This is a genomic window from Desulfoferula mesophila (assembly GCF_037076455.1).
Lineage (GTDB): Bacteria > Desulfobacterota > Desulfarculia > Desulfarculales > Desulfarculaceae > Desulfoferula > Desulfoferula mesophila.
Map to the genome: position 1 here is coordinate 1,999,389 of NZ_AP028679.1, position 24,310 is coordinate 2,023,698.

The 24,310-nt window shown below is 58.6% G+C and carries 23 protein-coding genes and 1 pseudogene; 14 read left to right on the forward strand and 10 right to left on the reverse strand.

Features of this window, described 5'->3' with window-relative positions; genetic code table 11:
- Positions 1–233 precede the first annotated feature (233 nt).
- From AACH32_RS08880 to AACH32_RS08920, 9 genes are all read right to left on the reverse strand, one after another.
- The gene (locus AACH32_RS08880; protein WP_338606433.1) at positions 234–1,391 is read right to left on the reverse strand and encodes an acyl-CoA dehydrogenase family protein; all 1,158 of its coding nucleotides are present in this window, start codon (positions 1,389–1,391) and stop codon (positions 234–236) included.
- A gap of 15 nt (positions 1,392–1,406) precedes the next feature.
- Positions 1,407–1,862, reverse strand: a complete 456-nt coding sequence (locus AACH32_RS08885) for a MaoC/PaaZ C-terminal domain-containing protein (RefSeq protein WP_338606434.1) — start codon at positions 1,860–1,862, stop codon at positions 1,407–1,409.
- A gap of 51 nt (positions 1,863–1,913) precedes the next feature.
- A complete protein-coding gene (locus AACH32_RS08890) occupies positions 1,914–3,449 on the reverse strand; it encodes a class I adenylate-forming enzyme family protein (protein ID WP_338606435.1) in 1,536 nt (511 codons plus the stop codon).
- 61 nt (positions 3,450–3,510) lie between these two features.
- A complete protein-coding gene (locus AACH32_RS08895; RefSeq protein ID WP_338606436.1) occupies positions 3,511–4,353 on the reverse strand; it encodes a 3-keto-5-aminohexanoate cleavage protein in 843 nt (280 codons plus the stop codon).
- 42 nt (positions 4,354–4,395) lie between these two features.
- Complete coding sequence (locus AACH32_RS08900) at positions 4,396–4,941, reverse strand: Zn-ribbon domain-containing OB-fold protein (protein WP_338606437.1); 546 nt, start codon at positions 4,939–4,941, stop codon at positions 4,396–4,398.
- 7 nt (positions 4,942–4,948) lie between these two features.
- Positions 4,949–6,139 (reverse strand): thiolase family protein, encoded by a 1,191-nt coding sequence (locus tag AACH32_RS08905; protein ID WP_338606438.1) that lies wholly within the window; start codon positions 6,137–6,139, stop codon positions 4,949–4,951.
- Positions 6,140–6,211: 72 nt separating this feature from the next.
- Entirely contained in the window at positions 6,212–7,516 is a 1,305-nt protein-coding gene (locus tag AACH32_RS08910; protein WP_338606439.1) for a TRAP transporter large permease, read from the reverse strand.
- Between the two features lie 8 nt (positions 7,517–7,524).
- Positions 7,525–8,100, reverse strand: coding sequence for a TRAP transporter small permease subunit (locus AACH32_RS08915; RefSeq protein ID WP_338606440.1), 576 nt, complete (start codon positions 8,098–8,100; stop codon positions 7,525–7,527).
- Positions 8,101–8,153: 53 nt separating this feature from the next.
- Entirely contained in the window at positions 8,154–9,173 is a 1,020-nt protein-coding gene (locus AACH32_RS08920) for a TRAP transporter substrate-binding protein (RefSeq protein ID WP_338606441.1), read from the reverse strand.
- Positions 9,174–9,756: 583 nt separating this feature from the next.
- Between AACH32_RS08920 and AACH32_RS08925 the strand changes: the two genes are divergently transcribed.
- The 11 genes from AACH32_RS08925 to AACH32_RS08970 all read left to right on the forward strand — a co-directional run bounded on the left by AACH32_RS08925 (position 9,757) and on the right by AACH32_RS08970 (position 19,660).
- Complete coding sequence (locus AACH32_RS08925) at positions 9,757–10,431, forward strand: GntR family transcriptional regulator (protein WP_338606442.1); 675 nt, start codon at positions 9,757–9,759, stop codon at positions 10,429–10,431.
- 312 nt (positions 10,432–10,743) lie between these two features.
- Positions 10,744–10,809, forward strand: a complete 66-nt coding sequence (locus AACH32_RS20885; RefSeq protein ID WP_350341572.1) for a hypothetical protein — start codon at positions 10,744–10,746, stop codon at positions 10,807–10,809.
- 74 nt (positions 10,810–10,883) lie between these two features.
- On the forward strand, positions 10,884–11,174 hold the full coding sequence (locus AACH32_RS20890; RefSeq protein ID WP_350341544.1) for a DUF2238 domain-containing protein: 291 nt from the start codon (positions 10,884–10,886) through the stop codon (positions 11,172–11,174).
- A 29-nt stretch (positions 11,175–11,203) separates the two neighbouring features.
- Positions 11,204–12,366, forward strand: a protein-coding gene (locus tag AACH32_RS08935) for an IS3 family transposase (protein WP_338606444.1) whose coding sequence is annotated in 2 segments (ribosomal slippage) — positions 11,204–11,471 and positions 11,471–12,366 — 1,164 coding nt in all. Because the reading frame shifts where the segments join, the coding sequence is not laid out codon by codon here.
- A gap of 124 nt (positions 12,367–12,490) precedes the next feature.
- Complete coding sequence (locus tag AACH32_RS08940) at positions 12,491–13,675, forward strand: ATP-grasp domain-containing protein (RefSeq protein ID WP_338606445.1); 1,185 nt, start codon at positions 12,491–12,493, stop codon at positions 13,673–13,675.
- A gap of 22 nt (positions 13,676–13,697) precedes the next feature.
- Positions 13,698–14,597 (forward strand): succinate--CoA ligase subunit alpha, encoded by a 900-nt coding sequence (locus tag AACH32_RS08945; RefSeq protein ID WP_338606446.1) that lies wholly within the window; start codon positions 13,698–13,700, stop codon positions 14,595–14,597.
- Positions 14,598–14,601: 4 nt separating this feature from the next.
- Positions 14,602–15,507, forward strand: a complete 906-nt coding sequence (locus AACH32_RS08950) for an HpcH/HpaI aldolase/citrate lyase family protein (RefSeq protein ID WP_338606447.1) — start codon at positions 14,602–14,604, stop codon at positions 15,505–15,507.
- A gap of 23 nt (positions 15,508–15,530) precedes the next feature.
- Entirely contained in the window at positions 15,531–15,743 is a 213-nt protein-coding gene (locus AACH32_RS08955) for a 4Fe-4S dicluster domain-containing protein (RefSeq protein ID WP_338606448.1), read from the forward strand.
- Positions 15,744–15,763: 20 nt separating this feature from the next.
- Positions 15,764–17,608: a fumarate reductase flavoprotein subunit gene (locus tag AACH32_RS08960; RefSeq protein WP_338606449.1), complete on the forward strand. Its 1,845-nt coding sequence runs from the start codon at positions 15,764–15,766 to the stop codon at positions 17,606–17,608.
- 193 nt (positions 17,609–17,801) lie between these two features.
- Entirely contained in the window at positions 17,802–18,515 is a 714-nt protein-coding gene (locus AACH32_RS08965) for a GntR family transcriptional regulator (RefSeq protein ID WP_338606450.1), read from the forward strand.
- 44 nt (positions 18,516–18,559) lie between these two features.
- Positions 18,560–19,660, forward strand: coding sequence for a CaiB/BaiF CoA transferase family protein (locus AACH32_RS08970; RefSeq protein ID WP_338606451.1), 1,101 nt, complete (start codon positions 18,560–18,562; stop codon positions 19,658–19,660).
- Between the two features lie 58 nt (positions 19,661–19,718).
- Here AACH32_RS08970 and AACH32_RS08975 read toward each other — a convergent pair.
- A pseudogene (locus tag AACH32_RS08975) lies at positions 19,719–20,806 on the reverse strand (IS3 family transposase); the annotation flags it as partial.
- Positions 20,807–21,033: 227 nt separating this feature from the next.
- Here AACH32_RS08975 and AACH32_RS08980 point away from each other — a divergent pair.
- The 3 genes from AACH32_RS08980 (at position 21,034) to AACH32_RS08990 (ending at position 24,209) form a co-directional block, all read left to right on the forward strand.
- Positions 21,034–22,152: an acyl-CoA dehydrogenase family protein gene (locus AACH32_RS08980; protein WP_338606452.1), complete on the forward strand. Its 1,119-nt coding sequence runs from the start codon at positions 21,034–21,036 to the stop codon at positions 22,150–22,152.
- A gap of 58 nt (positions 22,153–22,210) precedes the next feature.
- A protein-coding gene (locus AACH32_RS08985; protein WP_338598789.1) for an IS3 family transposase occupies positions 22,211–23,319 on the forward strand; the annotation gives its coding sequence in 2 pieces (ribosomal slippage) (positions 22,211–22,463 and positions 22,463–23,319; 1,110 coding nt in all).
- Positions 23,320–23,345: 26 nt separating this feature from the next.
- Positions 23,346–24,209 (forward strand): NAD(P)H-dependent flavin oxidoreductase, encoded by an 864-nt coding sequence (locus AACH32_RS08990; protein ID WP_338606453.1) that lies wholly within the window; start codon positions 23,346–23,348, stop codon positions 24,207–24,209.
- Positions 24,210–24,310: the final 101 nt, after the last annotated feature.

The window sequence follows — 24,310 nt, forward strand, 5'->3', positions numbered from 1 at the left end:
CATAATCCTAACTTAAAATCTGTACCGGTTTAAGGGGGGCAGGTCAGGTTGATGATGACCCACCCGTGCGATTCAGAATGCCCATTGTCGATGTAACCGAGCGCAAAAGAGCTGAAAACCGACTAAGCCAAAGCGAAGAGCGTTATCGCCGCCTCATAGAGACTATGCCGGACGCGATCTTCACTCTTTTGCCTGATGTTTCCGCCAGCTGTGCGCCTGAATTCGAACCGTCCTCAGATCTCCTTCAAGAGTTCCCGGGCAATGATCATTTTCTGTATTTCAGAGGTACCGCCGCCTATCTCCACCAGCTTGGCGTCTCGCATGTAGCGTTCAACGGGGTACTCGCGCATGTAACCGTAGCCTCCGTGTATCTGGATGGCGTCCAGGGCCGCCTGGGTGGCCATGGACGAAGCGTAATACTTGGCGATTGAGGCTTCCTTGGAAATGCGGCGCCCATCGTCGATCAGGGGGCACAGCGAGTATGCGTAGTGCCTGGCCAACTCCAGGCGGGTGGCCATTTCGGCCAGCATGTTTTTGACCAGTTGGAAGTCGCAGATGGGCTGGCTGAACTGCTTGCGCTCCTTTGCGTACTTTACCGATTCTTCCAGGCAGGCCTGCATGATGCCGATGCTGGTGACTGCCCCCAGCACACGCTCCTCGTCCAGGGTCTCGAACAGGATTGGGTAGCCGTGCCCTTCGGCGCCCATAATTTGCTCGCCGGACACCTCCACGTGGTCCAGGAACACCTCGCCGGTGGGCGAGCAGCGCATGCCCATTTTCTCGAAGGGCTGGCCTGTGGAAACCCCCGGCATTTCCCGATCTAGAATGAACAGGGTGCCGCCGCCCGCGCCCCTGGTGCCGTGCTCTCTAGCCATTACCAGGAAGTACTGGGCCAGGGGGGCGTTGGTGATAAAGGTTTTGGATCCGTTCAGCACATAGGCCGCGCCCTTTTTGGCGTAGGTGGTCTTGATGGCCAGTGCGTCAGAGCCCGCCTCGGGTTCGGTGAGGCAAAAGGCTGCCAGCTTTTCCCCGTTTAGCACCGGCGGTATGTAGGTGGTCTTTTGCTTTTCGCTGCCGTACTTGGAGATGAAGTAACAGAAGTTGGTGGTGCACATGTTCACCGACATGCCGAAACCGGCGGCCACCCGGCAAAACTCTTCCTTGATCAGGGCGTTGGTCAGCAGGTCCGCCCCGCCGCCGCCATACTCTACCGGGGAGGTGGAGCCGATCAACCCGTTGCGCCCCGCTTCCCGGTAGGCTTCCATTGGGAATCTCTCTTGCTCGTCGAGCTCCCGGGCGATGGGGGCCAATTCTTTTTCCGCCAGCCTGCGCGCCGTCTCGCGCACCATGCGGTGTTCCTCGGAAAGCAGCGCGTCCCAGATGTTTTTCACAACAGCTCCTCCTGACTAGTCGTCGCCGGATTTCTTGCGCAGCATGAGCACGGTGGTGGTCCCGCTTTGCACCACCTGGTGGCGCTGGTTGAGCACTTCTTTTTCAAAGGTCAAAACCCCGCGATTGCCCTGGGAGGTTTCGCGCAGTTCCTTGACCCTCTGCACCACGTGGATGGTATCGCCGATCTTGATGGGATGGTGGAATTGCCAGTTCATGCCCAGGAAAGCCACCAGGGTGCCTTCCAGGTTGCCCAACTGCTGGGAAAGACCGGCGTGGATCACCAGGCCCAGCATGCCGTGGGCGATGCGCTCGCCAAAATGGCTCCCGGCGGCGAACTCGGCGTCGGTGTGCAGCGGGTTGGTGTCCCAAGACAGGGCCGCGAAGTTCACGATGTCGGCCTCGGTCACCGTCCTGGCCTTGGTCACGAACTCCTGGCCCAGCTCAAAGTCGTCGAAGTACATTGGATTCATTTCAGGCCTCTTTTAAAAATGCCGTTTCTCGGGCTGCGGCGGGCTACAACCCTAGCTGTCTTTGAACATCTCGCGCAGCTCCCGTTTCAGGACCTTGCCCCCGAAGGTGGTTTTGGGGAGCGCGTCCACGAAGCGGATCATGGCGGGCTTCTTGTACCCGGCCAGGCGCTCTTGGCAGTGGGCCTGGATGATCCCCTCGTCCAGAAGGGCGCCGGGCTGGGCCATCACCACCGCGCACACCGCTTCACCCCAGCGGGGATGGGGCAATCCGATCACCGCCACGTCGCGTACCAGGGGGTGTTGCAGCAGGACCTCCTCCACCTCCCGGGAGTAGACGTTCAGCCCGCCGGTCTTGATCATGTCCTTGAGCCGGTCCACCACGTACAGGTAGCCCTTGGCATCGAAGCGCCCAAGGTCGCCGGTGTGCAGCCAGCCGCCTCGCAGGGTGGCCTCGGTCTCTTGGGGGGCGTTGTAGTAGCCCTTGAACACGCTGGGCCCCCGCACGATGATCTCGCCGGGCTCTCCGGGGGGCGGCTCCTGGTCAAGGGCGTCCACCACCCGCACCTCGGTGCACATGTAGCCGCGCCCCACGCTGCCGGGCTCCTCGGGCTGGTCCCAGGGCTTGAGCACAGTCACCGCTGGGGATGCCTCGGTGAGGGCGTAGGAGCTGTAACAGGCCCCGTTGGGCCAAAGCCTGGTCTCAATCTCTTTCCTCTCGGCCGGGTCCAAGATTCCATGGGTGTTCAGCCAGCGGCGCATGGAGCTGGTGTCGCGTGGCTTGCGTTTGATGGCCTCCAGGAGCATCCGGTAGATGGTGGGGTTGCCTACCACGAAGGTGGTGCGCTCGCGCTCCACCACGTCCAGAAAGTGGTCCGGTTCGAAGGTCTTGCTTCCGATGAAGGTGCCCCCAGCGTACATGAAGGCCAAGAAGCGGCTCAGGGAGGCCACGTGATACATCTGCATGGGATAGAAGATGCGCTCCTCCGGGGCTGGGCTGTGGTTCTCGGTGGTCACCGAAATTATGTTCCACAGGATGCTCTTGTGGGTCAACACCGCCCCCTTGGGGCGGCCGGTGGTGCCTCCGGTGAACAAGATGAACGACTCGTCGTCCTCGCTCACCACCTGGGGCGACTCCCCCTCGGATGCGTTTTTTTTCAGAGCCTCATAGTCCCGGGCGAACGCCGGTGCCGCCCCGCCGAAGGCTACCAGGGTTTTCAGGGCGGGCAGGCGGTCGCGCATCTCCTCAGCCAGGCCCTGGTAATGGACATCGAAGACCAAGGCGGTGCAGTCGGTGATCTTGGCCATGCGGCAAACGTCGTCCACCGTGCCGCGAGAGTCAAGGGGTACCGACACCAGGCCCCGCTTCAGGTTGCCCAGGATCACCTGCATCAGGCTCAGGCAGTTGTCCGAAAGGGTGGCCACGTGGGAGCCCTTGCCCAGGCCCAGACCATCCAGGGCGTTGCTCCAGCGGTTGACCGCCGCGCTCATCTGGGCATAGGTGGCCCTGGCCTGGTCGTCGATGCAGGCCACCTTGCCAGGAAACTTGCGGGCCGAGCGCTCAAAGGCCTCGCCTAGGGTCATTTCCATGGGGTCGCTCCTCCAATGCGCCTGGGGGTCGATCCGGTGACCAGCCGCCAACTGATCGCGGCTATCCCCGGTTGAGCAGGGGCAACATACGCCGGGCATCTTCCACGCCGGCAGGTTCCAGACCCAGCTCCCTGGCGATGCGCACCGCTTTGGCCACCAGCTCTGCGTTGCTCTTGGCGGGCACACCCTTAGAGAGGTAAACGTTGTCCTCGAAGCCAACCCTCATGCCCCCGCCCAGGATCAGGGCGCCGGTCCCCAGGGGAAACTGGTGGCGGCCGATGCCGATGGCCTGCCAGGAGTAGCCGGGGTCGAGGGCGTCTTTCAAGAGCACCAGGTTCTTGAGGCTGGCCGGGATGCCGCCCATGACCCCCAGCACGAAGCTGACCCTGAAGGGAGGCTCCAGCAGGCCAGGCCTGCGGATCCAGTGTTCCATGTTCTGGATCATGGACAGGTCATATACCTCGAACTCGGGCATGACCCCCCATTCGCGCATGCGCTTGGCGTAAAGCTCCATGGTGTCCGGGGTGTTGGGGAATAGGCCCCGCCCGAAGTTCATGGACCCTGCGTTTAGCGAAGCCGAATCGGGGCGCAGCTCCTCTACCGGCTTAAGCCGGTCCTCCACGCTGAGGCCCAGGGTGGTGGCCCCGCCTCCGGTGGTTATCTGGGTGATAATGGGGCATGCGTCGCGCACTGCGGCCAGGTAGTCCCGAAACACCGCCAAGTCCGGGGTGGGCTTTCCGGTATCGGGGTGGCGGGCGTGCAGATGCACCACCGAGGCGCCCGCTTCGTAGGAGCGTCGAGTCTCGGCGGCCACCTCCTCGGCGGTGTAGGGGATGTTGGGGTTGTCCTCGCGGGTGGGGATGCTACCCGTGGGGGCTACGGTGATGATCACTTGATTGCTCATGAAAAGGGCTCTCCCTCAAAAGCCACAGACCTGGCGGGCGCATTAATCCAGGGGCTTGAAATAAACGTCGGTGATGGCCCCCAGCCTTAGCTCGCGGTAGACCGCCTTCACCTTGGTGCCCACCTTGACCCCCGCCACGTCGTCCACCTCCATGTTGGTCATTAGCAACGAGTCAGTGCCGTCCAGCTTTACGTAGGCGCAGACAAAGGGCACCTTTTTGATGAAGCTGCTGGTGGTGTAGTGCTGCACGGTGCAGGCCTCGATAGTGCCGGTGCCGGCCAGCTTCTTCCACTGGGTGGGTTGGTAGCAGGTGTGGCAGTTGCTGCGCGGCGGGCAAAAGACCTTGCCGCACTCCGGGCACTCAGCCCCATACAGGGTTTTGTTTTCCCTTAACTCCCGGAAGAATCGCGACTGGCCGCCGTAGGAGTACTTGAAGACGACCTCCATCTTGTCCGGGATCTCCAGGGGCGCGTCCATGGGGTTCTTACCGCTAAGCTCCTCCTCGAATTCCCGCCGCAAGTGCTCCACGGGGATGCCGTATTTTTCGTGCTGGTAGCGATACCAGGCTTCTCTTTCAGCGCTGTTCATTTGCTGCCTACCTTTCTAAAACCAGGCAAATACTCCAGGTGCACAAGGTCCCCCCGATGCTCTGCACCAGACCCTTGCGCGCGCCTTGGCGCTGGCGCTCCCCGGCCTCGCCGCGCAGGTGTTTGCACACTTCGTAGGTTTGCATTATCCCCGTGGCCCCCACCGCATGGCCGCAGCCGATCAGTCCGCCGCTGAGGTTTACCGGCAGGCGGCCATCGGGCAGTACCGTGCCGTCGTCGATGAGTTCGCCGCCACGCCCCTCCTCGCAGAAGAAGCAGTCCTCATAGGCCATGATCTCGGTGCCGGTGAAGGCGTCGTGCAACTCGGCCAGGTCCAGTTCCTCCACGGGGTTGGTGATGCCCGCCATCTCATAGGCCTTCTTGGCCGCCAGGCGCGACGACTCGAAAGTGTGGATGCTGGGGCGGTTGCCAGGCATCACGTAGTCCACCGATGCCCCCAGGCCGCTGATCCAGACGGGATTGTCCGAGATGCTCTCAGCCACTTTCTTGGAGGCCAGGATCACCGCCGAGGCCCCCTCGGTGTAGAGGCAATTGTCGTAGAACTTGAAGGGCTCCACGATCATGCGCGAGTCCAGCACATCCTGAACGGTCAAGACCTTGGGAGACTGGGCCACGGGGTTTTTGGTGGCGTTGAAGTGGTTCTTCACCGAGACCTTGGCCATCTGCTCCTCGGTGGGGTTGCCGTACTTGTCGCGATGGGCCACCACGGCCAGGGCGAAGCCCGATGCGGCGGTGCGCCCGGCCGGGTTGTCGTAGGTCATGTCCGCCGTGTAGAGAATGGCTCGAAGCACCTCCGGAGTGGCCATTTGCAACTCGTAGTTGTAGGTGTCGGCGCACTTTTCCACGCCCAGCACCAGGCATACGTCCTGCAGGCCGCTGGCCACCTCCTGGTAGCCGATGCGCAGGGCGGCCCCGCCGGTGGCCCCGCCGGAGTTGACCCGGACCATGGGTTTGAGGCCCAGGCCCAGGTAGTCGTGCACAAAGGCGTCGGGCTGGTACTGGCGCTGGAAGAAATCGTTGTAGATTCCGTACACCGCACTGTCCACCCGGTCCTTGTCAATGCCGGCGTCCTCGAAGGCCATCTTGGCCGCATCGAAAGCCAACTCATAGTAGGTCTTTTCCAGCCATCTCGACTTGAATTTCGTGGTTCCGATACCCACGATGGCAACGTCTCTCATGTTCCTCTCCTAGAACCTTTGCCGCGATTGATCTTGCAAGCTCGTCAATTCCGCCCGCTTCCATGACGACGTCTATTCCATGAAGTTCGGCAGGAAAAGCGCCAGATCGGGGAAAATGGTCACGATCAGCAGGCACACGGCCTGCAGGATCACGAAGGGAATGATCGAGCGGTAGATGTCGTTTAAGGTCACGTCCTTTGGCACCACCGCCTTCATGATGAACAGGTTGAAGCCAAAGGGCGGGGTGATGTAGGCCATCTCCATGTTGATTGTGAAGATGATCCCGAACCAGACCGGGTCGAAGCCCAACTCCATTATCAGGGGCACGAATATGGGCGTGGTGAGCATGATGATGCCCGCCGGGTCCAGAAACATGCCCAACACAAAAAAGCAGATTTGGATGCCGATGAAGATCCACCACTTGGAAAGGTGGAGCCCCAGGATGGTGTCCTTGATTAGATCCGAAACCCCGGCGTAGGCGAGGACGTGGGTGAAGGCCACTGCCCCGATCACGATCCAAAGCACCATAGCGGTGAGGCTGAATGTGGAGGACAGAGCACCCTTGAGGTTGGCCCAGCTAAGCCTGCGCTGGATCGCCGCGCAGAGTAGGGAGCCGACGGCTCCGATGCCTGCGGCCTCGGTGGGGGTGGCCGCCCCGGTGTAGATGACCCCCAGCACCACGATGATAAGGGCGGCGGGCAGGAAGATGCCCTTGAGGGCCAATATTTTCTCCCTGAAGGAGAACACCTCGTCCACCGGCGGACCCAAGCTGGGCTTGAGGGCGCTGCGAACCAGGATGAACACGCAAAAGATTAGGGCCAGCAATATGCCAGGCACTAGGCCGCCCATGAACAGCTTGCCCACCGAGACCTCGGCCATGGTCCCGTAGATGATCATGATGATGCTGGGCGGGATAAGGATACCCAATGCCCCGCCCGCGGAGATGCAGCCTGTAGCTAGGTGCTTGTCATAGCCCCGTTTGAGCATTGCCGGCAGGGCGATGAGTCCCATGCTCACCGTGGCCACTGAGCTAATGCCCGCCATGGCCGCGAAAATGGCGCAGATGACTACGGTTCCGGCGGCCAGGCCTCCAGGCAGCCGCCCCATCCACACCTGGATCATGTGGTACAACTCGTCAGCCAGGTTCGAGGTTCGCAACACGTTGGCCATCAATATGAATAGGGGCACGGCAGTTAGAATGGAGTTGGTGCCTTCGGAATAGGCGGTCTGGGCCACCATGTACATGCCCTTGGCGCCCCAGATGTAGACCACCCCCAACACAGCGATGCCGCCCAGGGAAAAGGCCACGGGAAGGCCCAGGACCAGAAACAGCAGCAGCAGGCCGGTGATAATGGCGGTAAAAAGCGCGGTGTCCATGGATTAGGCTATTCGAAAAAGGATTTGTCCAACCGCAGCTCGGCCAGGAGTCCGGGCAATTCTTCGGTTGGGTGAATGAGGATGAGCAGGTTCTTCAGGCTGCGCGCGATTATCTGCAACATCAGCAGCAGCGCCCCCAGGGGCACCATGAACAGCGAAGGCCATAGGGGCATTTCTAGGATGGTGTCGCTGAGCTTGTTCTTGACCAGCGCCTCTATGGCCATCTCGCCGCCCCACCAGATGATAACCAGGCAGAACAGGGCGGCCAGCCACCAGGTGGCCAGCTCCATCGCCGCCTTTTGCTTTTCGCCGCGCAAGCGGAAGAAAAAGTCCACACGCACGTGTTGGTCCATCAAAAGGCAGTAGCTACCCCCGAGCATGCTCATAAGGCACAGCAGGTACTGGTTGGTCTCATTGACCCAATCAGTGGGGGAGTTGAGTAGGTAGCGGCAAAAGACCTCCCAGCAAATGCTGATGGCCATCACCACCACGGTGAGGGAAAAAATCTTCTCCACCCACAGAATCAGGGCGTTGATGCTTTTGATGATCCTGGCGGCAGGACGCTGTTGCACTAATTCGCTCATGGTCCCCGCTCAAGAGCGGGGCGACCGTCGTGGGCCGCCCCGCTTGGGTTTTTTTACAAAGCGCCTTTTTTCTGCAGATAGGACTTCAGCAGATCCACCAATTCTTTGCTCAGGGGGGTGGCCCCTCCAACCTCTTCCCAAAGAGGCATGCACATCTTGCGCACCTTGGCCACGTCCGCTTGGGAAAGCTCCATGACCTTGACTCCCTTGCCCTCGGCCGCCTTCAGGGCGCTCTGGTCCCACTCGGGGCTCTTGAGGGAGGAAGCGTAGAAGGTCTCGATGCCTGCCTTGTTCAGCGCCGCCTGAAGCTCAGGCGTAAGGGACTTCCAGAAGTCCAGGTTGAGGTACAGGCCGGTCATGGCCGGGGTGTGGAAACCGGGCAGGATGGCGTACTTGATCACCTCGTAGAGCTTGTAGGTGCTCAGGGTGTAGTAGGGGTAGACCACCCCGTCTACGGTGCCCCGTTGCAGGGACATGTAGATTTCCTTGGCGCTCAGGGAAACCGGAGACGCACCCAGCAGCTTTACGATGGGGCCGTCCAATCCAGGAGCCCGCATCTTCTTGCCCTTGAAGTCGTCAAGGTTGTTAACCGGGAAGTTGGTCATGCAGCCCATGGTGCCGGCCATGACCGGGAACAGGTATTGCACGTTCTGCTTCTGCGTGGCCTTACGCATCAGGTCCAGGAAGCCCCCGTTCACGTAGAGGTCGTAGGCCTCCTTGGGGTCGCGCCAGGTGAAGGGCAACCACTCCACCTTACCCTCCTTCAAGGTGCCGCCGTAATAGATTAGGGCGGAGACCAGCCCCTCCACCGTGCCCTTACTCACGGAGTCGAAACCCTTTTTGGCGGAGACGAGTTGCCCCGGCCAAAAGAGCTTAATATCAACCCGGCCCTTGGTGTACTCCTCGGCCTTGGCCACGAACTGCTTTATCATCTGCGGGACGTAGCTGGTCTCAGGATAGATGCATTGGATACGCAAAGTATATTTCTTGCCTTCGGCAAACCCTGGCGTGGCGGCCACGACAAAAGCCATTACCACGGCCAACAAGCAAATGACCTTACCCCATCTGGTCATGTCTCCCTCCTCCCTTAGGATTGACAGGTCAAACTTTACAGCCACTTGAAACGATTCATCGTTTTTTGGCCTCTCCTTTTGAAACGACAAAAACCCCCACCCTGACCCCGCTCCCGGGTCAAGTTCGCATGTGCTGTATGATCGGTGGGTGTGCCGAGAGGGAAACTTATAAAATAAAATTAATTTAAATTAAAATTATAATATATCGCGTGTCAAGCCAAATTATTCTCATTTTTTGGGTTTTTCGTGGAGGCTACTCCTAGGAAACAAAATGCAAACAGACTAATTTTAATTTAATTACAAAGTATTAATAATATCAACTGCGATACGCCCCACTTAGCAACTGCTGGAGCGCTCTTGCCCACGCGGCCGCCGTGTATGGTGAATAATGGTGCGGACACACTTGATAGTAGGTTTTTAAGCTTGATCAAAGACGATTTTCTATATAAATATAATTATATTTTGGCAGGCGCTCCCCCAAGATTGCTTTGGCGTTTGTGTGTTCGCCCAAATAGCGTAGCAAGGCATGAAAGCCCGCCCGAGCCCAGGGGCGGCCATAGTTTGCCGAGGATAACCAAGCAAGATGCCAATCAAGCGAGGCGTGGTCATAGAAGAGGCCTACAACAAGATCAAGGAAATGATCTATTCCAACCAACTGGCACCTGGTCAGAAAATCATTTACACCGACCTCGCCAAGAAGCTACAAATGAGCGTCACTCCCCTGATCCACGCCTTGAACCGGCTGGAGGCTTCAGGCTTTGTCAGTTACGTCCCCAATAAGGGGTACTTTTTAAATGAGATCACCATTGAGGAAGCTTCTCAACTCTACGAGGTGCGCGAAGCTCTGGAGCTGCACGCCCTGCCCAAGGTGATCGAAAAAATCGAGCAATCCCACCTGGACCAAATAAAAAAGGCCTCCAAGAAATACCGCCACCTGGGCCAGGTGCCCGCGGACCGCGACCTGTTCCTGGCCGACGCCCGATTCCACCTACAACTGGTGAAGATTTCTGGCAACGACATCTTGCACCGAATGCTCAAGGAAATATTCGAAAAGCTTTATTTGAAATACCCGCCCCAATACATGGACACGGCCAGGCTCAAGGAGATCGCCTCCGAGCATCGCAGCCTGCTGCAAGCCCTGGCTCGCCGGGACGCCGTGGCCGCCACGGCCATCACCAAGCTGCACATCGCCCAAGGCCGTGAGCGCATCCTGGAGTCCCTTCGCATACGCCAGCAGGAGATACTTTCCCTGCCCTGATCCTCGCTTAGCGCAAGCCGCCGCCCCGATCCCCTCCGCCCTTTGCCTAGGCCGGCCTTTTTGGCTCCATGGGGCCTACGTCAAACCGGCCGCCGAGCAAGCGAAGGGTCATTTACAAGACCGACAAGCTGAACCTTTTCTATCTGCTTAGCTCCCTGGCCCTGCTGCTGTGGTCGAGGATCAGGCCATACGACCGCTTCATTTAATTTTGGGAGGTGCTACCGGCGCTCATGGGCCTGGCCGCCCTAGCTCTTACCTATCCGTCGCTTCCGCCTCACCCGTCTGGTCTATCTGTTCATCTGGGTCCACGCCATCATCCTGCTGGTAGGCGGGCACTACACCTACGCTCGCGTGCCCCTGTTCGGCTGGCTGAGCTAGGCCCTGGACCTGGCGCGCAACAACTACTACAAGCTGGGGCACCTGGTCCAGGGCTTCATCCCGACCATGGTGACTTGGTAGGTTCCGGTGCGCAATCGGATGGTGACCCGGCGGGCTGGCTGGCTTTTCTGGTGGTGTGCGTGTGCCTTGTTATCAGCGCCTTTTACGAGCTCATAGAATGGTGGACCGCAGTGCTTACCGGCACGGCGGCCGAGGACTTCCTGGGCACTCAGGGCCACGTGTGGGACACCCAGAGCGACATGGCCGGGTGCCTGCTGGGCTCCCTGATGAACCTGGCCTTCCTGTCGCGCCTGCACGACCGGCAAATGGCTGATCCAGCCCAGATTTGTCGGACACCGAGTTAAGCGAGTAAATTGCTTGACGGAGTTGATTCATGACTGATCAGAAGAGTGGGCGGCAGGTAAGCCGGCGGCGGTACTCAGCCGAGTTCAAGTCAGAGGCCCTTGGGCTTGCGGAGCAGGTGGGAGTGGCCGGTGCGGCCAAGCAGCTTGGCTTGCATGAATCTCAGCTCTATGCCTGGCGCAAGAAGGCTCGGTACGAGGCCAGCCGTAGCGAGACTGAAAAGGAACTGGCCATAGAAAATGCCAGGCTGAAGCGGCAGCTTGCCAAGCAGGCCGAGGAGCTTGAAATATTAAAAAAGGCAAGCGCGTACTTTGCGAAAAGCCTGAAGTGAAGTACGCGTTAATGCATGACAATATAGGCAAATACAGCATTAGCGTCCAGTGTGAGGCTTTCGGGGTGTCGCGTAGCGGGTATTATGCTTGGCGGCTTAGGCGGCGGCATCCCAGCAGAAGGCAGGTGGAGCGTGAGAAGCGGGACAATCTGGTGGTCCAGGCTTTCGAGGCCCGCAAGGGCCGCAGTGGAGCCGTGGGTATAACCCTTGACCTTGATGATCAGGGCCACGCATATAATCGGAAGACCGTGGCAGCCAGCATGACAAGGCAGGGTCTGGTGGCCAAGGCGGCCAAGAAATACAAGGCCACCACGGATTCGGATCATAACTTGCCCGTGGCTCCAAATCGATTGGAGCAAGATTTCACGGCAGAGGCCCCCAACCAGAAGTGGGTCTGCGACATTACATATTTATGGACCGGGGAGGGCTGGCTGTATTTGGCGGTGGTGCTGGATCTTTTCTCTCGCATGGTGGTGGGGTGGGCCATGGATAAGCGCATGAAGGCGGGGCTGGTATGCGATGCCTTGCAGATGGCCTTGTGGCGGCGGAAAATGCCTAAAGACGTGCTGGTCCACTCAGACCGGGGCAGTCAGTACTGCTCGCGCATGTATCAGGCCCTCTTGGCCAAACACGATCTGATTTGCTCAATGAGCGGCAAGGGCAACTGCTATGATAATGCGGTGGCCGAGAGCTTTTTCCACACGCTGAAGGTGGAGGCGGTCCATGGCGAAAGTTTCGCCACCCGGGAAGCCATGCGCCGGGCCATCTTCGAGTATATTGAAGTGGACTACAACCGATCTAGAAGGCACAGTGCCAACGGACACATCAGCCCCTTGGCCTATGAACACAAAATGATCGCTTAATAAAGTGTCCGCTGTTACTGGGCAAGATCATGTTGGCACTTTTTTCGAGCGTTGGGTTCCGAGTTGCCCATCGCCTGGCAATGCCTGGGTTGGCAGTAGGCTTAACTATCGCTAAGAGGCAAAGATGCGACTTCTCGAACATGAAGCAAAGCAAATAATAAAAAAGTGCGGCATTCCGGTGCCTCGGGGTGAGGTGGTAAAGACAGTAGATGAGATAACCTTCCCACCGCCGGCAATGCTCAAGACCCAGGTGCCCGTGGGCGGGCGGGGTATAGTCGGGGGCATTCTTGCCGCCGCGACCCAACAGGAAATTCGCCACCACTTTGAGCGTCTTTTGGCTACGCCGGTGCGAGACTACCTGCCCACTAGCATCCTGGTTGAGGAGATGGTTGAACTGGAGCGAGAGTTCTTTTTGGCTATCACCCACGATACGGTCACCAAGATGCCAGTGGCCGTCTTTTCTTCTCAGGGAGGGGTGGACATAGAGGCTTTGGCCAGAGAGAAGCCCGAAAAAGTGGTAAGCATGCACCTGTCTCCGCTTAGGCGCTTTCCATCCTTCCAAGCACGGGAGTTGGTGGCCCGAGCTGGTGTGAGCGGCAGGCTACTTATTCAGTTGGGCGCGGTCTTCGCCCGTCTGGCCGATGTGTTCTTCGAATACGACGCCACCCTTGCAGAAATCAACCCCCTAGGTCTTAGCAAGGACGGTCACCTGCTTGCCCTCGACTGTCATCTGGAAGTAGACGACGACGCCCAGCCCAGGCAGCCAGAAATAGCCGCCATTGAGAAACAGGAGGCACGCTTTGCTGGCGGTCGCGAGACCAGTGAATTCGAGCGCCGGGCCCAGGAGATCGACAGCATGGACCATCGGGGGGTGGCTGGTCGGGTGATTGAGTTTCCGGGCAGTTTGGGGCTGATCATCGGTGGTGGAGGGGCCTCGCTGACCGCCTTCGACGCTGTTCGCCAGCACGGCGGTGAGCCGGCCAACTACTGCGAGATTGGGGGTAACCCTTCAGTGTTCAAGGTCACGGAGCTGACCAAGCATATTCTCTCCAAGCCGGGAGTGAGCAAGATTGCGGTGATCATGAATGTTGTCTCCAACACCCGTGTGGATCTAGTGGCACGCGGAGTGATCAAGGGCATTTTGGAAAAGGGGCAGGACCCTTCCCAAATCGTGGCCGTGTTTCGGGTGCCAGGTGCCTGGGAGGCCGAGGGATTCAAACTCTTAGACAAATATGGTGTGCCCTACTGCGACCGTACTGTATCGATCGACGAGGCGGCTAGGCGAGCGGTGGTCTCGACTATGCCTTGAGCGAGTATATGAGGTGATGTAGATGGCAATATTAGCTGATGAGCAAACCAAGGTCCTGGTGCAGGGCATCACCGGCCGCGAGGCCGCCTCCTTCACTAAGGACATGATGGAATATGGCACCCAAGTGGTGGCTGGGGTCACTCCAGGCAAAAAGGGCCAGAGCGTTTATGGGGTGCCGGTGTTCGACACCGTGGCCCAAGCCATGGCCTACCAACCAGCAGACGCAGCTATAATCTCAGTACCTCCCTTGATGGTCAAGGAGGCAGCTCTTGAATCGCTGCTGAACGGCATTAAGCTATTGGTCATCGTTACCGAGAGAGTGCCGCGCAAAGACACGGTGGAACTGCTGGAGTTGGCACGGCAAACGGGGGCCACAGTGATCGGGCCCAACACCCTGGGCTTAATCTCGCCGGGGGTAGTCAAGTTGGGTATGGCCGGGGGGCCGGTGGCTGATGTTAAAAAAGCCTACATGCCAGGCAAGGTGGGCATAGCCTCCCGTTCTGGCGGTATGACCACCGAAATCGCCAATTTACTAACCACCAACGGCATTGGCCAGAGCACCTGCATCAGTGTGGGCGGCGATCCGGTAGTGGGCTCTAACTTCCTGGACTTGGTGGAGCGCTTTTATAAGGACCCGGATACCGAGGCGGTAGTATTGTTCAGTGAGCCGGGCGGGGTGATTGAGGAGAAGTTGGCCGAATGGGTTCAAGCCGAACAAGTGAGCATGCCAATCGTCACCTTCATTGCCGGGCGCTTCGTGGATGAGATGCCAGGCATGCGCTTCGGCCACGCCGCCACCATCGTTGAGGGTGAAAAAGGCAGCACCAAATCCAAAATTAAGGTACTGGAGCGGGCCGGGGTCAAGGTGGCACATGCTTTTTCTGACATTGTCACCATCCTGCGCCGGGAATACGAGGTGTAAGGACATGTCCATTCCCTTGTTGAGGACTGCTCTTTTCGTGCCAGGCACACGTCCCGACCGGGTGGATAAAGCGCTTGCCACCCAGACCGACATGGTGATTATTGACTTGGAGGACGCTGTGCCTCCAGAGCAAAAAGCCGAAGCCCGCCAGACAGCACGCGTTAAGCTGGCAGAGCATAACGGGGCGCGACTAATGGTGCGCTGCAACTCCCTGGACTCGGGCCACTGCGAGGAAGATTTAGGCGCCCTGACTGGAGCCCCCCTTGGCCACCTATTCGTGCCCAAAGTGCAGAGCGGTGTTGAGGTGGAGCGTTTGGACCAAGCCCTGCGCAAGTTGGAGCGAGGTGGTGGCCTAGCTACCTCCTCGGTGACCCTGCTGTGCCTGATTGAAACGCCACTGGGCGTTGAGCGCTGTTTCGAGGTGGCTGACCGCCTAGCAGGATTTGAGCGGGCGGGCATGCTGGCCTTCGGAGCGGCCGACTACTCCACCGACATGGGTCAGGAGTTAACCGCCGGCGGCGAGAACCTTGATTTCCCTCGCCACCGTCTGAGTAACGCCAGCCACGCAGCGGGTCTATTAGGTCCCATTGACAGCCCGTATATGTACGATCTAAAGGATCAGGCCCTTTTGCATGCCGACGCCCGGCGGGCGCGTGGGTTAGGCTACATGGGCAAGCTCTGCCTCCACCCCAACCAAGTTGATGTTTGCAACAAAGTATTCTCGCCCACCAGCGAGGAGTTGGCCTTTGCCCGCGAAGTCATAGACTCCTTCGAGGCCGTGCGGGCCAAGGGGCAGGGGGTACTCATGGTGCGGGGTAAGTTCGTGGACAAGCCGGTGGTGGAGCGCTGCCAACGCATCTTGGCTATGGGAGGTGCAATCGAGGCCAAAGCGGCACAAAAAAGAGCTTGAAGCGAGGAAGGGTTAAACGCGACATGGGCTACTTCGTGGAAGTCGGCATATCAGAAGAAAAATGCATAGGCCTCTCAGCCTGCGGCGCCTGCGTTAAGGTATGCCCCGTGAGCATTTTTGAAAAGCAGGGCGACCGTCCCCAGGTGGCGGATAAAAACGTGGATGAGTGCATCCTGTGCGACCAGTGCTTGGAGCGGTGCGAACCCGACGCTATAAGCATTGACAAGAAATATTGAGGAAGCTCCAGCGGAATTATATGCATTACGAGACCTACAGCACCGACTTACTGTGCATCGGAGCCGGCTTGGCCGGCGAGCGGGTTGCCATAGAGGTGGCTTCCCAAGGGTTTGAAGCCGTCCTGCTCAGTCTGGTGCCTCCACGCCGCTCACACTCCTGCGCGGCCGAGGGCGGCATGCAGGCCTCTCTGGGAAACATGTCCATGAGCCAGGGTGACAGCCCGAAACTGCACTTCGAAGACACGGTCAAGGGTTCTGACTGGGGATGCGACCAGGAGGTGGCCCGTATCTTCTGTCAGACCGCGCCCGTTGCCGCCCGTGAGGCCGCTTTCTGGGGGGTTCCCTGGAACCGCGTCGTGGCCGGCCCAAACACTTATTTCCAGGGGGGCGAATCCTTTGAAATGGTGGAGACCCCCGAGTCTAACGGTCTGATCACCGCGCGCAATTTCGGGGGCACCAGCAAGTGGCGGGCCTGTTACACCGCAGATGGAACCGGTCACACCCTCTTATACGCTATGGACAGTAAGGTTCTCGAACTGGGCATCAAGGTGCATGACCGGGTAGAGGCCACCAGCCTCATCCACGATGGCCAGCGTTGCATGGGCTGCGTGGGGCGCGATCTGCGCACCGGCAAGCTCCGAATCTACCTGGCCAAGGCCACCCTCATCGCCACCGGCGGCTACGGCCGACTTTACCCCGAGACCACCAGCAACATCATCAACGAGGGCGGTGGGCACATCATCGCCCTGGACACCGGCCTAGTGCCTTTCGGCAATCCAGAGGCGGTGCAGTTCCACCCCACCGGCATTGTGCCAACCAACATTTTGGTCACCGAGGGCTGTCGAGGCGAAGGCGGCACTCTGCTGGACGTTGATAAGCACCGCTTCATGCCCGATTATGAGCCTGGCAAAGCTGAACTTGCTTCCCGCGACGTGGTGGCACGTTGGATGACCCACCACATTGCAGAAGGTAAAGGGGTGAACAGCCCCTACGGCGATCATCTGTGGCTTGATATTCGCCACTTGGGCGCAAAGAACATTCGCACCAAGCTTCGCGAGGTCTACGAGCTATGTCACAATTTCCTGGGGATCGACTGCACCAAACAGCTCATCCCGGTGCGACCCGCCCAGCACTATTCCATGGGCGGAATGCGCATTAACAAGAACGGCGCGGCCTACGGTCTTGAAAATCTCTTCCTAGCTGGAGAGTCGGCCTGCTGGGACCTGCATGGCTTCAACCGCCTGGCGGGAAACTCCTTGGCAGAGACGATCGTGGCTGGTCGCCATGTGGGGGGCAAAGTGGCCCAGTTCCTAGCCGGCCATGAAAACCGCTTTTCCACCGTGAGGGTTCAACAAGTGGTCATGCGCGACGCCGAGCGCATCCATCGGCTGGTGAGTGGGAACGGCGGCAAAGAGAATGTCTACGCAATCCGTAGCGCCCTTCAGCGTGAAATGATGGACCGAGTGGGCATTTTCCGTGACGGAAAGGGGTTGGCGCAGGCTGTAGACAACCTCTGCGAACTCTATGCGCGCTCGCTCAAGATCGGCTTGCGTTCCAGCGGCATTGGGGCCAACCCCGAGCTGGCCCTGGCTCTGAAGGTGCCTGGCATGATACGCTTGGCACTCTGCGTGGCTTACGCCGCCCTGATGCGCACTGAGAGCCGGGGTTCCCACTCCCGGGCCGATTACCCGGCGCGCAACGACCGCGATTGGCTTACCCGCACCCTGGCCTATTGGCCCGATCCAGGGGCCGATCTGCCTGAGCTGAAATATGAGACGGCCAGTAAGATTCTTGATCTACCACCCGGCGACCGGGGCTATGGTAAAACCGAAATCATTTCCATGGACGCGCCGCCCGAAGTCTAGGCCTATGTCCATTGTGGTGACCATGCCTCTCTCTTTTTAAATTACACAACTCTTACATTTTAGGCCCGGCGTACAACCATGCGTCCGGGCCCTCAATATTACATGAATAAATTATAATTGACTAATTGTCGACAAGACTACTATATTGGGCAAAACCTACAACGTTGTTATGGATTCAAAGCGAGGAAAGTGGGTGCCAGAGTTCAGCAAACCCAAGTCTATGGTCGATCAGATCTATGACAGCATCGCCCGTGCCATCACTACTGGGGATCTGGAACCCGGTACGCGGCTGGTGGAGCAGGTTCTGCAAAATGACTTCGGGGTCAGCAGAGCGCCCATCCGTGAGGCCATCCGCCTGCTGGAGGCCGATGGTTTGGTGGTGGTGGATGCATACAAAAAAAAGTACGTGCGCAACCTGACTCGGGAGGACCTGACTGACAACATTCCTGTGCTAGCCGCCCTGGAAAGTTTGGCCGGTCGCCTAGCCGCGGCCAACATCACCTCCAAAGACATCCAGCAACTCGAGAGAATTAACCTGGAGATCGAGCGAGAGTACGAGGCCGGCAACTATCAAAAGTGCGCAGAATTGAACTTCTCCTTTCATCGATCCTTCCTGTACCTGGCCAACAACAAGGCTCTTAAGCGGGCCGTTGGTTCCATAGTCAAATCTCTTCTCTGGCTGTGGTTGACCACCCAGTACTACAAGAACAGCAGCATCATTCCATCGTCAATCGAGGAGCACCAACTCATCCTGAAGGCTTTTCGCGAACGGAATCCTCAGGAGGTGGAAAAGCGAGTGCGCGATCACATTGAGGCCGTGTTGGCTCGTTTTGTGCGACAGTCACAGTTCGACGAGGATGGTATCTACAAGTTCACATCTTCCAAAAAGGCAGTCGTCGGTTCCTAAGCCATTCAGGCCGTTGCTCCGGGCCAGTTCAGGTAGGTAATGTCATGGAAGGTTACGCACCACTTAGCGACATCAAAATACTGGACCTCAGCGCTCTACTACCAGGACCATACTGCACCATGCTTCTAGCCGCCATGGGGGCCCAAGTACTAAAGGTGGAGAACCCCAGGGGAGGCGACTTAATGCGCCGCATGTCGCCGGGCTCCTTCGAGTACTTGAACTGTCAGAAAGAGCTGATCAGCTTGGATTTGAAGAGTTCGCGGGGCAGGGATCTGTTCTTGAGCCTGGCCTCGGAGTGCCAAGTGTTGGTAGAGGGTTTTCGACCTGGGGTGGCTGATCGCCTGGGAGTGGATTTCGATTCCGTGGCCGCGGCCGTTCCCGGGATCATCTATTGCTCAATTTCGGGCTACGGCCAGGATGGACCCTACAAGGACCTGCCCGGGCATGACCTCAATTACATGGGGCTTACCGGGGTGCTTAGCATATCCGGCGATCCAAACTCCGGACGGCCGGAATTTCCTTCGGGTCCGCAGTATTCCGACCTGGCTGGATCACTGTTCGCCGTAAACGCCATTTTGGCGGCCTTGATCGGCCAGGGTAAAAGTCGCGAGGCCCGTTGGCTTGACGTGTCCATTGCTGAAGCCACCGGCATGCTGATCATGCCGCGCTATCTTGAGTATCTGGAACGTGGGAAGCCATCCAAAGAGGCGTTCATGGCTCGAGGGCCTTATGGGGTGTTTCAGACTCTTGATGGCAAGTACCTGACCCTGGGTATCGTGGAGGACCACTTTTGGGTCAACTTCTGCCGGGCAGCCGGCCTGGAAGAGCTGGCCGTGGACCCTGAACTGCAAGGCTGGCAGGCGCGAAACCGTCATGCGGCACGTGTTAAACCCATCTTGGAACGGGTATTCCAGACGCGCAGCCGCGAGGATTGGCTTAAAACACTTATCGCGGCAGACGTGCCTGTGGCTCCATTGCACGATCTAGATCAATGGGCCCAAGACCCGCAGCTTTTGGCCAGGGGCTTTTTCGGTCCGGGTCAGGAAGAGAAACTCTTCGCCAGCTTGCCCCATTTTCCGGTGCCGGCCATGGAGAAACGCGGGAAGGGACTGAGGTGCTACCCGTTTCGGGTCCAGGTGAGATGAGAGATTCCCAGGTTTGCTTCTTTGGAGATGGAGCCCTGGGGGAGGCCACGCAGGGGGCAGGTCCCACCTGCTTGGCATAGGCCTCCGGGGTCATGTTACCCAGGGAGCTGTGTGGCCGATGTTGGTTGTAATCCAGCCGCCAGGTGTCCAGCTTGTCCTGGGCGTCCACCACCGACACAAACCAGTTTTCGTTTAAGCACTCCTCCCGAAGACGTCCGTTGAATGACTCGATAAATGGGTTGTCCGTGGGCTTGCCTGGGCGGCTGAAATCAAGCTCCACCTTGTTCCAGTACGCCCACTGATCAAGGACTTTAGAGGTGAATTCGCTCCCGTTGTCCACTTTGATGGATTTGGGGGCTCCACGTTCAGCGACCAGCTGGTTGAGCACTGCCACTACATCATCGCCCCGTAGGCTCTGACCAGCCTTCAAAGCAAGGCTCTCACGACTAAAGTTGTCCACTATCGTCAGCACCCGGAGCTGATGCCCAGAATAAAGCTGATCGGACACAAAGTCCATAGACCAGCTCTCGTTGCTCCTCTTGGGCTTTGGCTGGCTGACCACCCGGCGGGTCGCGCTCACCCGGCGCCGGGGGCGCTTGCGGCGCATGGTCAGCCCCTCCTCGGTATAAAGGCGATAAACCCGCTTGGCGTTGACCAGCCAGCCCTCCCGCCTCAGGAGCACATGCAGGCGCCGGTAGCCATAGCTGACCCGGACCGCGGCCAGGTCCCTCAGCCGCATGCGCAATTCGTCCTGCCTGTCCGCAATACTCTGGTAGCGATGGCTGGAGCGGGCAAACTTGAGCACCTGGCAGGCCCGCCGCTCACTGACCTTGAATACCTTCTCCAAATAGCCGGCCAGAGCACGCTTGCGGACAGGCTTCATAGTTTTCTTTTTATGACGTCCTGCAGCATGGCCTTGTCCAGGCTCAAGTCAGCCACCAGCTGCTTGAGCTTACGGTTTTCTTCCTCAAGCTGCTTCAGGCGCCTGATCTCCGCCACGCCCATGCCCGCGAATTTTTTCTTCCAGCGGTAAAAGGTGGCCTCGCTCACCCCCATCTTGCGCACGATCTCCGCCACCGGGGTGCCGCTGTCAGCCTGCTGCAGGGCAAAAACGATCTGGGGCTCGGTGTACCTCCTGCGCTTCATCCAGTCCTCCTGGTCAAATGAGAATTATGACGATTTTCTCATCCGATATGGACCAGAATTCGGGAAGCAGGTCAGGACAAGGTGTGGATCTGAGAGTGGGACGCGACACTGACAAGTGGCTCTCGTCCTTGGGCATGGGGCAGGAGCAAATATCTGATTTCCGGGAGCGCAAGATTATCTGATCGTTACACGAAGCAAGTATTCATGATGATTGAGGTGTCTTTACAATGAATATCGAGCTAACCGAAGACCAGCGCATCATCACCGAAAGCATTCGCAAGTTCCTGAAGAATGAAATCGCTCCTCTAGTGGAGGAGCACGAGAGCCAGCGCAAGACCATCACCAAGGACATCATCAAAATGCTGGAACCCTACGGCTACGCCAGCGGCTTGGTGGCCGAGGAGTACGGCGGCCTGGAGTTGGATTGTCTCACCTACGCCCTGATGGTGGAGGAGTTGAGCCGTACTTGGGCCTCTCTGCGCACCATGGTCACCTCCTCGGCTTTGGTTACCAAACTCCTGGGGCGCAAGGGTTCCCCGGAACAGCGCGAAAAGTTTCTCCCCCGACTCATGGCTATGGACGATCTGGCCTGCTTCGCCCTGACAGAACCCAACGTAGGCTCGGATACCCGCTCCATAGATACCAAGGCTGAACGCGACGGCTACCATTACATCATCAACGGCACCAAGACCCTGATCACCGGCGGCAGCTTGGCTGATGTGGTGCTGGTATACGCCCAGGTGAAACAGCCCAATGGTGGCAAGGGCATCACCGCCTTTTTGGTGCATCGAGACGAATCGCCATTCGAGGCGCAGGATATACCCAAGATGGGTATGCACTGCTCACCCCTGTCCGAACTGGCCTTTGTTGACTGCCGGGTACCGGCGGCCAACCGGCTGGGCGAGGAGGGCGCAGGGCAGCGCATCGCCTTAACCGGGCTCAATGAGGGCAGGGTGAACGTGACCTTTGCGGTGGTGGGCCTTGGACAAGCCGCCCTGGACGCCTCCATTCGCTACGCCAAAGAGCGGGTGCAGTTTGGCAAGCCCATCGCAAGCTTCCAATTGGTCCAGGATCTTATAGTGCAGATGGCCCTAAAAGTTGACACCGCCCGTTTACTTGGGTCACATGCGGCAAGGCTGCTTGACCAAAAAAAGGACTGCCGCCGCGAGGCATCCTTTGCAAAGCTATTTGGCACCGAAGCCATGGTGGATGTTTGCAACATGGCCATCCAAGTGCACGGCGGCTACGGTTACACCTCGGAGTTTCCGGTGGAGCGCTACTTCCGTGATGTGCGTCATTTGACCATGGCCGAGGGCACCACCCAGTGTAACCCTCCCTTAAAATAGGGCCAGTTTGAGGTAGAGACTTCTGGCAGACTGAGGTCTGCAAGGAGGACTCTTCACGATGCGCAGGACCAGATTCAGCGAAACTCAGATCGTCAAAATTCTGAAAGAGGTGGAAGGGGGCAGGACCGCCAAGGAGGTCTGCCGGGAATACGGTGTCAGCAGCGCCACCTACTACAAATGGAAGTCCAAGTACGGGGGCATGGAGGCCTCGGACATCGTCCGGCTCAAGGAGCTTGAAGAAGAAAACAGGCGTCTAAAGCAGATGTACGCCGACTTGAGCCTTGAGAATCGGGCTCTGAAGGACGTCATCGAAAGAAAAATATAAGGCCAGCGGGTCGGCGCGATCTGGCTAAGTTCATGTGCAAAGAGCACGGTCTGAGCATTCGCCGGGCCTGCCGCGCCCTGAGGCTGAGCCGGTCGGTTTATGCCTACCGACCCAAGCCCCGCGACGATGGTCCGATCATCGAGGCGCTGACTTCGCTGGCAGACAAATATCCCAGATACGGCTTTGCCAAACTGTTTCAAGTAATTCGGCGGGATGGACATGGCTGGAATCACAAGCGGGTGTACCGAGTGTACTGCGCCCTGAAGCTAAACCTTCGCAGGAAGGGTAAGAAGCGCCTGCCTACTCGTGATCCCCAGCCGCTTGCAGTGCCGGATCTGGCCAATATCTGCTGGTCGGTGGACTTCATGAGCGATGCCCTGTATGGCGGCCAGCGATTCAGGACCTTTAATGTGGTGGATGATTTCAATCGAGAGGCCCTGGCCATAGAGGTGGACGTCAATCTCCCCGCCCAAAGGATAATCCGAGTGCTGGAGCGTATCGCTGCCTGGCGGGGCTACCCGTCCAGGCTGAGGCTGGACAACGGCCCGGAGCTGGTCAGTGTAGCTATGGCCCAATGGGCCGAGGAGCATAGTATCGATTTGGGTTTCACTCAGCCCGGCAAGCCCACCCAGAATTCATACATTGAACGCTTCAACCGGACCTATCGGGAAGAGGTGCTGGACCTTTACATATTTTCCCGTCTAAGCGAGGTGCGGGAAATCACGGATCGCTGGCTCAAGGAGTACAACGAGGAACGCCCTCATGAGTCCCTCGGCAACCTGACACCAGCCGAATACCTCGCTATAAATTCACCTGAAGTTTCTACTGTTGACTGGCACTAATCGGGGGAGGTTTACACACCCATCCCGTGATACAAGGAGCCATGGGAGTCATCTGCAACCCGGAGATGGTGGCAGCGGTCTCCCAGGCAGGCGGCTTCGGGGTGCTGGGCTCGGCCTTCCAAAACGATCCTGAGGCTCTACGCCGCCAGATCGAACAGGTGCAGGCCCTGACCGAGAGGCCCTTTGGGGCTAACCTAACGGTGCTCAATCCAATCTCTGCCCAACTAGCTCAGGTGATTCTGGAGATGGGCATCAAGGCGGTGACAACTAGCGCGGGCGATCCGACCCCCCTGGTGGATCAGCTTAAAACCCACGGGGTCATGGTACTACACGTCTGCCCCACCGTGGACAAAGCAGTCAAGGCCCGTGCTGCAGGGGTGGACGCGGTGATTGCCGAGGGCGGCGAGTCTGGCGGCATTCAGGGGGTGGATGCGGTGGGTACTATGGTGCTGGTGCCTGCGGTCTGCGATGCTGTGGACATTCCCGTGGTGGCTGCGGGCGGCATTGGCGATGCGCGGGGATATCGCGCCGCGTTGGCCCTTGGCGCGTCCGGGGTGCAGGTAGGCACTCGCTTTATCGCCTCAGTCGAGTGTGTTGCCCATCCCACCTATAAAGAGATGATCTGCCAGGCATCCGATACAAGTACCTTTCTGATCAAACGGGGAGGGCGTATCAGGGTGCGTGTGTTGCCCACTAATTTGGCCAAGAGTCTGCGCACTGATGACAGCGGACAGGTAGGCACAGCCCTGGGCGGGGACGCCATTGGCAAGGCCTGGATCGGGGGAGACGTAGAAGCCTATACCCTGCCCGCTGGTCAGGTTTCAGGCCTGGTGCAGCAGGTCAGAACGGTGGCCCAAATCATCGAGGAGATGGTTAAGACCTCTGCCTAAGGATTATAAGGGCGCAGGTGCAAACACAAAGAAGGAAGCGCACATGCTGATAAACGTGGCTAGGCTGATGAGGCAGACCACCCTACGCTACTGGGACGAGC

What these genes read in the sequence shown, in the direction of transcription:
- AACH32_RS08885 (WP_338606434.1), bottom strand. Translation starts at nt 1,862, where the DNA reads ATGAATCCAATGTACTTCGACGACTTTGAGCTGGGCCAGGAGTTCGTG.
- AACH32_RS08890 (WP_338606435.1), bottom strand. Translation starts at nt 3,449, where the DNA reads ATGGAAATGACCCTAGGCGAGGCCTTTGAGCGCTCGGCCCGCAAGTTT.
- AACH32_RS08895 (WP_338606436.1), bottom strand. Translation starts at nt 4,353, where the DNA reads ATGAGCAATCAAGTGATCATCACCGTAGCCCCCACGGGTAGCATCCCC.
- AACH32_RS08900 (WP_338606437.1), bottom strand. Translation starts at nt 4,941, where the DNA reads ATGAACAGCGCTGAAAGAGAAGCCTGGTATCGCTACCAGCACGAAAAA.
- AACH32_RS08905 (WP_338606438.1), bottom strand. Translation starts at nt 6,139, where the DNA reads ATGAGAGACGTTGCCATCGTGGGTATCGGAACCACGAAATTCAAGTCG.
- AACH32_RS08910 (WP_338606439.1), bottom strand. Translation starts at nt 7,516, where the DNA reads ATGGACACCGCGCTTTTTACCGCCATTATCACCGGCCTGCTGCTGCTG.
- AACH32_RS08915 (WP_338606440.1), bottom strand. Translation starts at nt 8,100, where the DNA reads ATGAGCGAATTAGTGCAACAGCGTCCTGCCGCCAGGATCATCAAAAGC.
- AACH32_RS08920 (WP_338606441.1), bottom strand. Translation starts at nt 9,173, where the DNA reads ATGACCAGATGGGGTAAGGTCATTTGCTTGTTGGCCGTGGTAATGGCT.
- AACH32_RS08925 (WP_338606442.1), top strand. Translation starts at nt 9,757, where the DNA reads ATGCCAATCAAGCGAGGCGTGGTCATAGAAGAGGCCTACAACAAGATC.
- AACH32_RS08940 (WP_338606445.1), top strand. Translation starts at nt 12,491, where the DNA reads ATGCGACTTCTCGAACATGAAGCAAAGCAAATAATAAAAAAGTGCGGC.
- AACH32_RS08945 (WP_338606446.1), top strand. Translation starts at nt 13,698, where the DNA reads ATGGCAATATTAGCTGATGAGCAAACCAAGGTCCTGGTGCAGGGCATC.
- AACH32_RS08950 (WP_338606447.1), top strand. Translation starts at nt 14,602, where the DNA reads ATGTCCATTCCCTTGTTGAGGACTGCTCTTTTCGTGCCAGGCACACGT.
- AACH32_RS08955 (WP_338606448.1), top strand. Translation starts at nt 15,531, where the DNA reads ATGGGCTACTTCGTGGAAGTCGGCATATCAGAAGAAAAATGCATAGGC.
- AACH32_RS08960 (WP_338606449.1), top strand. Translation starts at nt 15,764, where the DNA reads ATGCATTACGAGACCTACAGCACCGACTTACTGTGCATCGGAGCCGGC.
- AACH32_RS08970 (WP_338606451.1), top strand. Translation starts at nt 18,560, where the DNA reads ATGGAAGGTTACGCACCACTTAGCGACATCAAAATACTGGACCTCAGC.
- AACH32_RS08980 (WP_338606452.1), top strand. Translation starts at nt 21,034, where the DNA reads ATGAATATCGAGCTAACCGAAGACCAGCGCATCATCACCGAAAGCATT.